The 12,649-nt window shown below is 71.6% G+C and carries 11 protein-coding genes; 8 read left to right on the top strand and 3 right to left on the bottom strand.

Annotated features, from left to right (window positions below):
* Positions 1 to 288: 288 nt before the first annotated feature.
* The 5 genes from ACGF3H_RS34045 to ACGF3H_RS34065 are packed head-to-tail and all read left to right on the top strand — an operon-like array spanning position 289 to position 4,829.
* The gene (locus tag ACGF3H_RS34045) at positions 289 to 1,896 is read left to right on the top strand and encodes an ATP-binding protein (protein WP_362499977.1); all 1,608 of its coding nucleotides are present in this window, start codon (positions 289 to 291) and stop codon (positions 1,894 to 1,896) included.
* 26 nt (positions 1,897 to 1,922) lie between these two features.
* Positions 1,923 to 2,300 carry a roadblock/LC7 domain-containing protein gene (locus tag ACGF3H_RS34050; protein WP_202436838.1) on the top strand — a complete coding sequence of 126 codons (378 nt, stop codon included), beginning with the start codon at positions 1,923 to 1,925 and terminating at the stop codon, positions 2,298 to 2,300.
* Positions 2,297 to 2,701, top strand: coding sequence for a DUF742 domain-containing protein (locus tag ACGF3H_RS34055; RefSeq protein ID WP_362499978.1), 405 nt, complete (start codon positions 2,297 to 2,299; stop codon positions 2,699 to 2,701). Before ACGF3H_RS34050 ends, ACGF3H_RS34055 begins: the two co-directional genes overlap by 4 nt.
* Positions 2,682 to 3,302: an ATP/GTP-binding protein gene (locus tag ACGF3H_RS34060; RefSeq protein WP_362499979.1), complete on the top strand. Its 621-nt coding sequence runs from the start codon at positions 2,682 to 2,684 to the stop codon at positions 3,300 to 3,302. Before ACGF3H_RS34055 ends, ACGF3H_RS34060 begins: the two co-directional genes overlap by 20 nt.
* A gap of 48 nt (positions 3,303 to 3,350) precedes the next feature.
* A complete protein-coding gene (locus ACGF3H_RS34065; protein ID WP_362499980.1) occupies positions 3,351 to 4,829 on the top strand; it encodes a cytochrome P450 in 1,479 nt (492 codons plus the stop codon).
* Here ACGF3H_RS34065 and ACGF3H_RS34070 read toward each other — a convergent pair.
* Complete coding sequence (locus tag ACGF3H_RS34070) at positions 4,823 to 5,794, bottom strand: RluA family pseudouridine synthase (RefSeq protein WP_362499981.1); 972 nt, start codon at positions 5,792 to 5,794, stop codon at positions 4,823 to 4,825. The two genes, ACGF3H_RS34065 and ACGF3H_RS34070, sit on opposite strands and share 7 nt — an antisense overlap.
* 77 nt (positions 5,795 to 5,871) lie before the next feature.
* Here ACGF3H_RS34070 and ACGF3H_RS34075 point away from each other — a divergent pair, with 77 nt between their 5' ends.
* Positions 5,872 to 6,453 (top strand): GNAT family N-acetyltransferase, encoded by a 582-nt coding sequence (locus ACGF3H_RS34075; protein WP_362499982.1) that lies wholly within the window; start codon positions 5,872 to 5,874, stop codon positions 6,451 to 6,453.
* A 245-nt stretch (positions 6,454 to 6,698) separates the two neighbouring features.
* Here the strand turns inward: ACGF3H_RS34075 and ACGF3H_RS34080 are convergent, their stop codons facing one another.
* Positions 6,699 to 7,541 carry a siderophore-interacting protein gene (locus ACGF3H_RS34080; RefSeq protein WP_362499983.1) on the bottom strand — a complete coding sequence of 281 codons (843 nt, stop codon included), beginning with the start codon at positions 7,539 to 7,541 and terminating at the stop codon, positions 6,699 to 6,701.
* Positions 7,542 to 7,706: 165 nt separating this feature from the next.
* Positions 7,707 to 8,612: a 5'-3' exonuclease gene (locus tag ACGF3H_RS34085; protein WP_362500015.1), complete on the bottom strand. Its 906-nt coding sequence runs from the start codon at positions 8,610 to 8,612 to the stop codon at positions 7,707 to 7,709.
* 194 nt (positions 8,613 to 8,806) lie between these two features.
* Between ACGF3H_RS34085 and ACGF3H_RS34090 the strand changes: the two genes are divergently transcribed.
* Entirely contained in the window at positions 8,807 to 9,895 is a 1,089-nt protein-coding gene (locus ACGF3H_RS34090; RefSeq protein WP_362499984.1) for a glycine betaine/L-proline ABC transporter ATP-binding protein, read from the top strand.
* The gene (locus ACGF3H_RS34095) at positions 9,888 to 12,506 is read left to right on the top strand and encodes an ABC transporter permease/substrate binding protein (RefSeq protein ID WP_362499985.1); all 2,619 of its coding nucleotides are present in this window, start codon (positions 9,888 to 9,890) and stop codon (positions 12,504 to 12,506) included. The genes ACGF3H_RS34090 and ACGF3H_RS34095 overlap by 8 nt, the downstream gene beginning before the upstream one ends.
* The last annotated feature ends 143 nt before the right edge of the window (positions 12,507 to 12,649 follow it).

The following is a 12,649-nucleotide window of genomic DNA, read 5'->3' on the forward strand; positions in this document are numbered from 1 at the left end:
CCCCCGTCACGGTGAGTGATCTCCGCACACCCGTACGCGCTCACTCCTGGTGTTCGAACGACTCCCCAGCGTGCAAATGGGCCCGAGGGTACTCCAGCCCTCATGCCCGTTTCAGGTGCTTGCCGAATATGACACGGCGATGATCCGCTCGGACTAAGCTCGCCCGCAGCGCACCGAGTTGAGGTGAATTCGCGCGCTTGTTCCCAATGCGCCGAAGGTCCCGGCAACTCCCAGACATACCCCCTGCACGCTTCCCCATCCCCGCCGATTCGTTTTCAGAGGGCCTACATGGTGAGTGTTGATTCCCCTCCAGGGCGCCGTGAACTTCCGTACGCGCGCACGCTGTTGCTCCCCGTCGTACTGATGGCCGCGGCGAGCGGGGCCGCCGTCGCCCTCGTGACGGAACCGGCCCGGCTCGCCGTCGCCCTGTGCGGCGCCGTCGCCACGCTGCTCGTCGTCGTGGCGGCGGCCGAAGCGGTACGCCGGGGCCGCACCCTGCGGTCCCTTCGCGCCGAGCACGCCCGTCACAGCGCGTACCTGGAACGGCGGGTGGCGGGACACCAGGAGGAGATGGCCCGTCTCGGCGGCGAGGTCCTGCCCGCGGCCGTGCACTACATGCGCCGGGGCAACACCCCCGACGAGGTGGTCCGGCACCTGCCCGAACTCGACCCCTCCTACGCCGGCCTCGGCGAGCCGCAGCGCCACCTCATCCGCACGGTGTGCGCGATCATCGACCACCAGGACTCCATGCGCGAGTCCGCCGAGCGCTCCTTCGTCGACATCGCCCGCCGCGTCCAGGCGATCGTCCACCAGCAGAACAAGGAGCTGCGCGAGATGGAGGAGGACCACGGCCGCAACCCCGAGGTCTTCGACGACCTCCTGCGCATCGACCACGGCACCGCACTGATCGGCCGCCTCGCCGACTCCATCTCCGTCATCGGCGGCGGCCGGCCCGGCCGCCAGTGGCCCGCCCCGGTCGCCCTCTACAGCGTGCTGCGCGGAGCCATGTCCCGCATCCTGCAGTACCGCCGGATCAACCTGGCCTCCATCGCCAAGGTCAACATCAAGGGCACCGCGGTCGAGCCGGTCATCCACGCCGCCGCGGAACTCCTCGACAACGCGACCCGCTACTCGCCGCCCGAGTCCAAGGTGCACGTCACCGCGACCGAGGTGCAGAGCGGCGTCTGCATCGAGATCGAGGACGCCGGCGTCAGCCTCAGCGAGGAGTCCCGCGCCCGTATCGAGGGCCTGCTCGAGGACGCCAAGCGCGGCACGGACGTGCAGGACCTCAGCCACCACCCCCGCCTGGGCCTGTCCGTCGTCGGCCGGCTGTGCACCCAGTACGGGATGGACGTCTCCCTGCGGGCCTCCGCGTACGGCGGGGTCCGCGCCATCCTCATCGTGCCCAGCAAGATGATGACCACCGAGCCCGGCGTCGGCCTCGCCCACGGCATCGGCGCGACCTCGATCCCCACCCCGGGCCCCGACGCGCTGCCCGGTCCCCAGCGCAAGCCCAAGAAGCGCCGTCCCACCAGCCCGCGCATCCCGGCCACGGTGTCGCTCGAGGACGACGTCCCCGAGGTCACCGAGTGGACGGCGGGCGGCCTCCCGCAGCGCCGCAGCCGGGTCAAGATGCCGCTCAGCCAGCGGCTCGCCGAGCAGGCGGTCTGGGAGCGCGAAGAGGCCGAACGCGAGGCCCGTGAGGCCGCCGAGCGGGCCCGGAGGGGCGTCCCGCCGGCTCCCGAGCCCGAGCCGGTCGACGCGACGCCGCCGGGGCAGTGGGTCGAGGCCTTCTGGGAGGGCCTCAAGCAGCACCCGGGTCTGACCCAGGCCCACCAGCAGTCCAGCAACCAGCCGGCCAGCGCCCCGGCCGACGACGAGGGGAACCTCAAGTGATCGAGCAGCAAGGCAAGTTCGACTGGATGCTCAGGGACCTCTACGACGGCGTCCCGGGCATCGAGATGATCGTGGTGCTCTCCGCCGACGGCCTGCGCATCGCCCGCTACTCCGGTGACCCGGACGCCGCCGACCGGGTCGCCGCTGCCTGCGCGGGCCTGCAGAGCCTGGCGGGGGCCGTCGCCCAGGAGATCCCCACCAGCGACGGTGAGATGAAGATGGTCATCATCGAGATGAACGGCGGCTACTTCTACCTGATGGCCGCCGGCCCCAACGCCTTCCTCGCCGTGCTCTCCGACGTCCGCTGCGAGCCCGGCCGGATGAGCCTCAGCATGGCCGACCTGGTCGCCCGCATCGGACCCCATCTGACCAGTCCCGCGCGGCGCAACGGGCAGACCGTATGACTCCTCCGCAACGCCGGAGGCGGTCTCCCGGCCAGGATCCGTCCGCGGCGGGCCCGCCGCCCGAGGAAGGTGAACTCCCCAACCCGGAGCGGCTCTTCGTCATCGGCGGGGAGGGCGGCGGCGAGCGCGCCGACATCGACCTGGTCACCCTGATCGTGGCCCGCGCCGACCCGCCGGTGTCCGCCACACCGGAACAGGCGGCCCTGCTGCGGCTGTGCGCCGCGCCCCTGTCCGCAGCCGAGCTGTCGGCCTACCTGAGCCTGCCGTTCAGTGTGGTGACCGCGCTGCTCACCGACCTGCTGACGGCGGAACTGGTCCAGTTCCGCGCCCCGGTCGTCCGCCAGAAGGTCGCCGACCGATCCCTTCTCGAAGCGGTGATGCATGGACTTCAAAAGCTCTGACACGGTCCCGGGCCCACGGACGGAGGACCGGCTGCCGCACACGGCCGAAGCCGCCGTGAAGATCGTCATCGTGGGCGGTTTCGGCGTCGGCAAGACCACCATGGTCGGCTCGGTCAGCGAGATCAGACCACTGACCACGGAGGAGACGATGACCCAGGCGGGCATCGGCGTGGACGACAACTACGGCTCCGCCTCCAAGACCGCCACCACCGTGGCCATGGACTTCGGCCGCATCAGCATCACCGACCAGTTGGTGCTGTACCTGTTCGGGACACCGGGCCAGGAGCGCTTCTGGTTCCTGTGGAACGGCCTGTTCGAGGGCGCGCTCGGTGCGGTGGTGCTGGTGGACACCCGCCGCCTCGAGGTCAGCTTCGACGTCATGGGGCGGCTGGAGGAGCGCGGCGTGCCCTTCGTCGTCGCCGTCAACTCCTTCCCGGACGCGCCCCGTTACCCCGTCGCGGAGCTGCGCACCGCGCTCGACCTGCCCGAGGAGATCCCCATCCTCGACTGCGACGTGCGGCGCCGGGCCTCCAGCCGGGACGTCCTGATGACGCTGATGCGCTTCCTGCACTCCCTCGCCCTGAAGGGCGCGCTCACCTGACCCGAGCGGCCCCCCTGCCGACCCTCACCTCTGCTGCGGAGCGACACTGTGACGCCTGAACGCCATTCCCCGACCGGAACGGGCGACTCCCTGCTCGGACCACCGCCCGGCTGCCCCGCGCATGGCCTCGGACCGGGCGGACTGCACCGGCTGAACGAGACGGAGGACCTGGGCGAGCTCTACGAGCGCCTGAGGAGCCGGTACGGGCCGGTGGCGCCCGTGCTGCTCCACGACGACGTGCCGATGTGGGTGGTCCTCGGGCACGCCGAGAACCTGCACATGGTGAGCGCCCCGGCCCAGTTCTCCCGGGACAGCCGGATCTGGACGCCGCTCAACGAGGGCATGGTCAAGCCGGACCACCCGCTCATGCCGCACATCGCCTGGCAGCCGATCTGCTCGCACGCCGAGGGCGACGAGCACAAGCGGCTGCGCGGCGCGGTCACCGGGGCCATGTCCACGATCGACTACCGGGGACTGCGCCGGCACATCACGCGGCACACCCAGCGCCTCGTCAACCGGTTCTGCGAGGAGGGCCGCGCCGACCTCGTCGGCATGTTCGCCGAGCACCTGCCGATGGGCGTGATGTGCGAGGTCCTCGGCATGCCGGACGAGTACAACGACCGGATGGTGGAGGCCGCCCGCGACACGCTCAAGGGCACCGACACGGCCATCGCCAGCCACGCCTACGTCATGGACGCCCTGGAGCGGCTCACCGCGGCCCGCAGGACGCGGCCGCAGAACGACATCGCCAGTCACCTCGTCACCCACCCGGCCGGGCTCACCGACGACGAGGTCAGGGAACACCTGAGGCTGGTCCTGCTCGCCGCCTACGAAGCGACCGTCAACCTCATCGGCAACGTGCTGCGCGTGGTGCTCACCGACCCGGGCTTCCGCGCCCAGCTCAGCGGCGGTCAGATGACGGTGCCCGAGGCGGTCGAGCAGTCGCTGTGGGACGAGCCGCCGTTCAGCACGGTCTTCGCCTACTTCGCCAAGCAGGACACGGAGCTGGGCGGTCAGCGCATCCGCGCGGGCGACGGACTGCTGCTCGGCATCGCACCGGGCAACGTCGACCCGCGCATCCGCCCCGACCTGGACGCGAGCATGCAGGGCAACCGCTCCCACCTGGCCTTCGGCGGCGGCCCGCACGAGTGCCCCGGCCAGGACATCGGGCGAGCCATCGCGGACGCCGGCATCGACGCGCTGCTGATGCGGCTGCCCGACGTACGGCTCGACTGCGAGGAGGACGAACTCAGCTGGCGGTCGTCGATCGCCTCGCGCCACCTGGTGGAACTGCCGGTGCGCTTCGAACCGCGGCCGCAGCAGGAGGTGACACAGCGGCCGAGCCACACCGACGTCCCTCAGCAGCGCGCCACCTGGCACATCGGCACCCTGCCGCCGGAGCCCGCGCCCACCACGCCCGCTCCGTCGCCCGCGCCCATCGAGCCGACCGTGCCGGCCGCGCCGTCCGAGCCGGCTCGCCCCAAGGGGGTCTGGCAGCGCTTCCTGCTCTGGTGGCGTGGCTACTGACGGCCGGCCCACTCCTCGTACGCCGTCCACGCCCCGAGGGACCGCCCGCTCACGAACCGGTGCTCGCGCCCCGTCACCGGGTCGGTGAACGCCAGCTCCCGCGCCAGCAGTTGCAGCGGGCGCCGGAAGTCTCCGGTCGCGACGGGCGGGGTCACCTCGGGGTAGAGGGGATCACCGAGGATCGGCACGCCGAGGGCGCTCATGTGCACGCGCAGTTGGTGGGTCTGCCCGGTCGCGGGCACCAGCCGGTACCGCCCCAGCGCCGGGGCGTTCCCCGGGCCGGGGCGACGGTGCCCGGTCAGCTCGACGCGGCTCACGGCGTTCGCCTCGCCCTCGACCTGACGAGCGGCCAGCACCCCGCGTTCCTTCACGATCCGGCTGCGCACGGTCCGGGGCAGGGCGAGCGCGGGGTCGTACGGTGCGATCGCCTCGTACTCCTTGCGCACCTGCCGGTCGCGGAACAGGGACTGGTAGGCGCCGCGCTCCTCGGGTCGGACCGTGAACAGCACCAGTCCGGCGGTGAGCCGGTCCAGACGGTGCGCGGCGCCGAGCGCCGGGAGGTCCAGCTCGCGGCGGAGCCGGGCGAGCGCGGTCTCGGTGACGTGTCCGCCGCGCGGGGTGGTGGCCAGGAAGTGCGGCTTGTCGGCGACGACGATGTGCTCGTCGCGGTGGACCACCTCGACGGGGAACGGCACCGGCGTCTCCGGCGGCAGGTCGCGGTGGAACCAGACGTACATCCCGGGCTCGTACGGCGCGTCGGGGCGGACGGCCCGTCCGTCGGACCCGACGATCCGGCCCGCGTCGAACATGGCCTCGACCGTGCCGGCGCCCGCGCCGGACAGCCGTTCCACCAGGTGTTCGCGCACCGTGGCCCACGGCCCGGCGGGCGGCAGCCGCACCCGCACCGGGTCCACCCCGTGGCGCTGGGGGAGGGGCGAGGGCGGGGGAGGCGTACGGCGTCTCATCGGGTGCCAGCGTACGAGGCGGGGTGCCGCGGAAAACGGGTGGTCCGCGCACCGGGGCCTTGGGGAGGATGCCGGGCATGCCCTTCCTGACGAACCCCGTCCTGGCGCCCGGTGCCCTCTCCTCCGCCCCGCAGCCCGTGATCCCCGCCGGTGACGGGCTGGTCCTGCGCCCGTGGCGCACCGAGGACGCGCCCGCCGTCCACGCGGCCTTCCAGGACCCGATGATGCACCAGTGGCACGCTCGTGCCGCCGACTCCGAGGAAGAGGTGCGCGGCTGGATCGCGGACTGGCAGCGGGCCTGGGAGGAGGAGCGGTCGCCGCAGTGGGCGGTCGCCGACGCGTCGACGGACCGGCTGCTCGGCCGGGTGGCGTTCCGCGAGGTGGTGCTCCTCGACGGGGTCGCCGAGGTGGCCTACTGGACCACGGCGGCGGCCCGCGGCCGGGGCGTCGCGGCGCGCGCCACGAACGCGCTCGCCCGCTGGGCCCTGGACGAGATCGGCTTCCAGCGGCTGGAGCTGCTGCACTCCGTGGCCAACGAGGCGTCCTGCCGCGTCGCGGAGAAGACCGGATTCGTCCTGGAGGGCACCAAGCGACAGGCCGTCCTGCACCCCGACGGCTGGCACGACATGCACCTGCACGCCCGCGTACGCGGCGACTGAGGCGGGGGCACGGACCGGTGCGGTGGCCGCGCGCTCGTGAGGCCGCCGCGCGGCGCCCGGGCCGGTGCGGTGGCCGCCTCGGAGGCCGCCGAGCGGGGCCGGGGCCGGGCGTGTGCCCGGCGGTGCCCCGTGTGCCGCCCTGCGCCGTCCGCCGCCGAGCGCGGCCGTCGGCCGGACGCGCCGCGGACGGCTGGGCGGCGTCGGCCGGGTGCCCGGGTCCGGGTGCCGGCGTCCGGGGCCGTCGGTCAGGCGGCCGGCGTGCCCTCCTGCTCGGCCTCGACGCGGGCGTTCCACTCCCGCTTGGACGCCTGCCAGCCGTCCTCGTTGTGGCCGAGCCGCCAGTAGCCGGAGATGGACAGGTCCTCGCGGGGGATCTCGCGCTCCACCCGCAGCAGCCTGCGCAGCTCCTTCACGCAGCCCGCCTCGCCGTGCACGAACGCGTGCACCCGGCCCTCGGGGAAGTCCAGGCCGCGCACGGCCTCGACCAGGGCCCGGCCCACCGGACGGTCGCCGCGGTGCAGCCAGACGACCTCCACGTCGGAGTCGATCTTCTGCTCCTCCTCGGGCCCCTCGACCTCGACGAAGGCGAACGCGCGGGCCCCGTCGGGCAGCGCCTCCAGGGACCGGGCGATCGCGGGCAGGGCGCTCTCGTCGCCCGCGAGCAGGTGCCAGTCGGCGGCCGGATCGGGGGCGTAGGCGCCGCCGGGACCCATGAACCGGACGGTCTCGCCCGGCTGGACGCGCTGCGCCCAGGGACCGGCCAGCCCCTCGTCACCGTGGATCACGAAGTCCAGCACCAGCTCGCGGTGCTCGGCGTCCCACTGGCGCACCGTGTACGTCCGGGTCACCGGCCACTGCTCGCGCGGGAACTCCTCGCGGATCCGCTCCATGTCGAAGGGCTCCGGATAGGTCACTCCCTCGGCGGGGAAGAGCAGCTTCACATAGTGGTCGGTGCAGGTGTCCGCCGAGAGCGCGGCGAGTTCCTCACCGCCGAGGACCACGCGCTGCATGTGCGGGGTCAGCCGCTCGGTGCGGACGACCTGTGCGGTGTGCGGCTTGCGCGGCCTGCGGCCCGGACGCTCTGCCATGACGGCCTCCCAGTCCCTGAGTTAGGTTTACCTAAGTTAGCATCCCCGTCCCAGTCGGGGCCCCGTGGCCCACAGCCCCACGAGTACCCCCGGCGCACGGTACGGCTTCCCTCGTTCCGACTGCCGGTTTCCGGGCGCAGACATTGCTTGCTCCGACGGTACGGCTCAGGCGGTGAGCGTGGTCAGCAGTCGTTCCAGGGATCCGCCCAGACCCCAGCGGGCCGCGAGGCCGTCCAGCGCGGCCCCGTCGCGCGGGGTGTGCGGCAGCGCGGTGGTGACGTCCGGCAGCGGGACGTCGTCGGCGACCCGGACGACCTTGGGGGCGACCGCGAGGTACGGCCGGGCCTCGGTCAGCCGCTTGCGCTGCGAGGGCGTGAGCTTGGCCGCCGGGTCGTCGACCGCCGCGAGGATGCCGGCCAGGTCCCCGAACTCGGCGAGCAGCTTGGCGGCCGTCTTCTCCCCGATGCCGGCCACGCCCGGCAGGCCGTCGCTCGGGTCGCCGCGCAGCAGCGCCAGATCGGCGTACCCGCGGCCGTCGACGCCGTACTTCTCGCGCAGGACCGCCTCGTCGGTGAGCTGGAGCGTGCCGACGCCCTTGATCGGGTAGAGCACGCGCACGCCACGGGCGTCGTCGACGAGCTGGTAGAGGTCGCGGTCACCGGTGACGATGTCCACCGGTCCCTTCGCGCGGGCGGTGTAGGTGCCGATCACGTCGTCCGCCTCGTACTCGGGCACCCCGACGCGGGCGATGCCGAGCGCGTCGAGGACGGCCTCGATGACCGGAACCTGCGGGGACAGCGTGTCGGGCACCTCCTCGGTGTCCGGGCCCGCCGGGTGTTCCTCGGCGACGCGGTGCGCCTTGTAGGAGGGGATGAGCTCCACCCGCCAGTGCGGGCGCCAGTCGGCGTCCATGCACGCGACCAGGTGGTCGGGGCGGTGGTCCTTCACGAGGCGGTCGATGAAGTCGAGGAGTCCGCGCACGGCGTTCACCGGCGTGCCGTCGGGGGCCTTCACGGAGTCCGGTACGCCGAAGTAGGCGCGGAAGTAGAGGGAGGCGGTGTCGAGGAGCATCAGTCGTCCGGTCACGCCTCGCATCATGCCGCAGCTCATGGGGGCGAGGAGTGGAGGCGATGTGAGCCGGATCACTCCTGAGTTTGAGTCGGGGCGATCAGGGCAGGCGCGCAGCCGGGTCCTAGCTGGTTGAGACGTTCAACTGTTAGCCAGTCTTCGTGTCCCCGTCCCTGCCCCCGAGCCAAGAGGTAAGCGTGACAGCGAGGCTAGAGGCCGAGCACCTGTACAAGGTGTTCGGCAGAAAACCGGATCAGGCGGTCGAACGACTGCGCAAGTCGGCCGACCGGGAGGAACTGCGCGCCGACGGCACCACAGCCGCCGTCATCGACGCGTCCTTCACCGTGGAGCCCGGCGAGATCTTCGTGGTCATGGGGCTGTCCGGGTCCGGCAAGTCCACGCTGCTGCGCATGCTCAACGGTCTGCTGGAGCCGACCGCCGGGCACGTCCGCTTCGGCGGCCAGGATCTCACCGAGATCAGCGAGCGACAGCTGCGCGAGGTCCGCTCCAAGAAGATCAGCATGGTCTTCCAGCACTTCGCGCTCTTCCCCCACCGCAGCGTCCGTGACAACGCTGCCTACGGTCTTGAAGTGCAGGGCGTGCCCCGCGCCGAGCGCGAACGCCGCGCCGACGAGGCGCTCGCCCTGTGCGGCCTGGCCGGCTGGGAGAAGTCGTGGCCGGACGAACTGTCCGGCGGCATGCAGCAGCGCGTCGGCCTGGCCCGCGCGCTCGCCACCGACGCCGACCTGCTGCTGATGGACGAGTCGTTCAGCGCCCTCGACCCGCTGATCCGCCGCGACATGCAGGACCAGCTGATCGAGCTGCAGAAGACCCTGAAGAAGACCATCGTCTTCATCACCCACGACCTCAACGAGGCCATGCGCCTGGGCGACCGCATCGCCGTCATGCGTGACGGCCGCATCGTGCAGACAGGCACCGCGCAGGACATCCTCATGCGCCCCGCCAACGACTACGTCGCCTCCTTCACCCAGGACGTCGACCGCTCCCGCGTGCTCACCGCCGGTTCCGTCATGGACACCGACCTGAACGGCGACGAGGCCGACTGCGACTGCGAGACGGCCACGCCCGACACGCCGTTCACCGAGCTGTGCGCGATCAGCGCCCGCGTGTCCCACCCCGTGGCGGTCCTCGACGCCGACGACCGGCTCGTCGGGGTCGTCCCGGCCCGCCGCCTCGTCTCCTTCCTCGGCGAGGAGCGGACCGAGGCCGCCACCTGCGCCCAGCCGCGCGAAGAGGGTCCGAAGAAGGTGATGTCCCATGCCTAGGATCCCGCTCGGCGACTGGGTCAACAGCGCCGTCGACTGGCTCCTCGAGCACGTCGCGTGGCTCTTCGACTTCTTCAAGACGGTCTTCACCGGCACCTACGACGGCATCAACGCCGTCCTCCAGGCCCCCGAACCGCTGCTGCTCGTCGGCATCTTCGCGGTCATCGCCTTCTGGCTGCGCGGCACGGTCGCCGGTGTCCTCACCTTCCTGGGATTCGCGTTCATCGTCTCCATGGAGCTGTGGGAGAACGCGATGACCACCCTGGCGCTGGTCCTCGTCGCCACGATCATCGCCCTGGTCGTCTCGGTGCCCGTGGGCATCTGGGCGGCGCGCTCCGACCGGGTCAGCGGCATCGTCCGGCCCGTGCTGGACTTCATGCAGACGCTGCCCGCGATGATCTACCTCATCCCGGCGATCCTCTTCTTCGGCACCGGCGCCTCCGCGGGCATCGTCGCCACCCTGATCTTCGCGCTCGCCCCGGGCGTGCGCATGACCGAGCTGGGCATCCGGCAGGTCGACAAGGAGCTGGTCGAGGCCGCCGAGGCCTTCGGCACCACGCCCCGCAACACCCTGCTGCGCGTCCAGCTCCCGCTGGCCCTGCCCACGGTGATGGCGGGCGTCAACCAGGTCATCATGCTCGGCCTGTCCATGGCCGCGATCGCCGGCATGGTCGGCACCGGCGGCCTCGGCGGCGACGTCAACGAGGCCATCGGCCAGCTCAACGTGGGCCTCGGCTCCGAGGCCGGCGTCGCCATCGTCATCCTGGCGATCTACCTCGACCGCATGACCAGTGCCCTGGGCACCCAGGTCTCGCCGCTGGGCCGCCGCGCCGCCGCCAAGGCCCGCAGCATGCAGGGCCTGAAGATCTGGTCCTACCGGCCCCACCCGAAGGTCGCCGCCGTCGGCGTCGTGATCCTCGCGCTGGTGGCCGGCGGCATGGGCGTCTTCGGCGGCAGCGGCGACGACGCCCCCGCCGTGGCCGCCGGCAAGAACGTCGGCCAGGGCAAGAAGGTCAGCATCGGCTACATCCCCTGGGACGAGGGCGTCGCCTCCACCTTCCTGTGGAAGGAGATCCTCGAACAGCGTGGCTTCCAGGTCGACGTCAAGCAGTTCGAGGCCGGACCGCTGTACACCTCGCTGGCCCAGGGCAGCATCGACTTCGAGACCGACTCCTGGCTGCCGACGACGCACGAGCAGTACTGGAAGAAGTACGGCAAGCAGCTCGACGACCTCGGGGCCTGGTACGACCAGACCTCCCTGGAGCTGGCCGTCCCGGCGTACATGAAGGACGTCGACTCCCTCGAGGACCTCAAGGGCAAGGCGGACGTCTTCGGTGGCAAGATCACCGGCATCGAGGCCAGCGCCGGTGAGATGGCCCTGCTGAAGAGCAAGGTCCTCAAGGAGTACGGCCTGGACAAGGAGTACAAGGTCGTCGACAGCTCCACGCCGGCGATGCTGGCCGAGCTCAAGCGCGCCTACGCCAAGCAGGAGCCGATCGTCACCACGCTCTGGTCGCCGCACTGGGCGTACAACGACTACGACCTGAAGAAGCTCAAGGACCCGAAGGGCGCCTGGGGCAAGGGCGACGGCGTGCACACGCTGTCCCGCAAGGGCTTCGCGGACGACAACCCGGTCGTCGGCAAGTGGCTGAAGGACTTCTCGATGACCGAGAAGCAGCTCACCAGCCTCGAGGCCGAGATCAACAAGGCCGGCAAGGGCGGGCAGCAGGACGCCGTCCGCGCCTGGCTGAAGGCCAACCCCGGCGTCGTCGACAAGCTGGCCCCGGTCTCCTCCGCATCGGGCGCCACCCCGCCCGAGGCCGAGCATGCCGTGGACGTCGCCTGGTTCCCCTGGGACGAGGACGTCGCCGTCACCTACCTGTGGAAGAACGTCCTGGAGCGGCGCGGCTACAAGCTGAACCTCAAGCAGATGGACGTCGGCCCGGTCTACACCGGCCTGGCCTCCGGCGACCTCGACCTCAACTTCGACGCCTGGCTGCCCCACGCCCAGAAGAACTACTGGGACAAGAACAAGGACAAGCTCACCGACCTGGGCACCTGGTACCAGCCGACCTCCCTGGAGATCGCCGTCCCCTCGTACGTGAAGGACGTCAAGTCCCTCGCGGACCTCAAGGGCAAGGCCGACCTCTTCGACGGGAAGATCATCGGCATCGAGCCCGGTACCGGCGAGATGCAGCTGCTCAAGGACGAGGTCATGCCGGGCTACGGCCTGGACAAGGAGTACAAGGTCGTCGACGGCTCCACGCCGGCGATGCTGGCCGAGCTCAAGCGGGCCTACGCCAAGCACGAGCCGGTCGCCGTCGTCCTGTGGTCGCCGCACTGGGCGTACAGCGAGTACGGGCTGACCAAGCTGAAGGACCCCAAGAAGGCCTTCGGCGAGGGCAACACGATCCGCACGATCTCCAGCCAGGAGTTCCCCGGGCAGTACCCGCAGCTCACGAAGTGGATCAAGAACTTCCACATGAGCGAGGACGAGCTCGGCAGCCTGGAGGCCGAGATCAAGAACCGCGGCCAGGGCCACGAGGAGCAGGCCGTGGAGGCCTGGCTGAAGGAGCACCCGGACATGGTCGGGCGGATGACACCGCAGTAGTACGGCCGTCCGTACCGCACCTCCCCGAGGGGTGGGGGGGCGCCCGGGCCCGCGCCCCCGGGGCCCCCCCCCCCCCGGCGGGGGGGGGGGGGCGGGGGCCAAACCCGCGGGGGGACGCCCCCCCCCCACCCCGGGGGGCGGAA

The organism is Streptomyces sp. NPDC048185 (genome assembly GCF_043202495.1).
Lineage (GTDB): Bacteria > Actinomycetota > Actinomycetes > Streptomycetales > Streptomycetaceae > Streptomyces.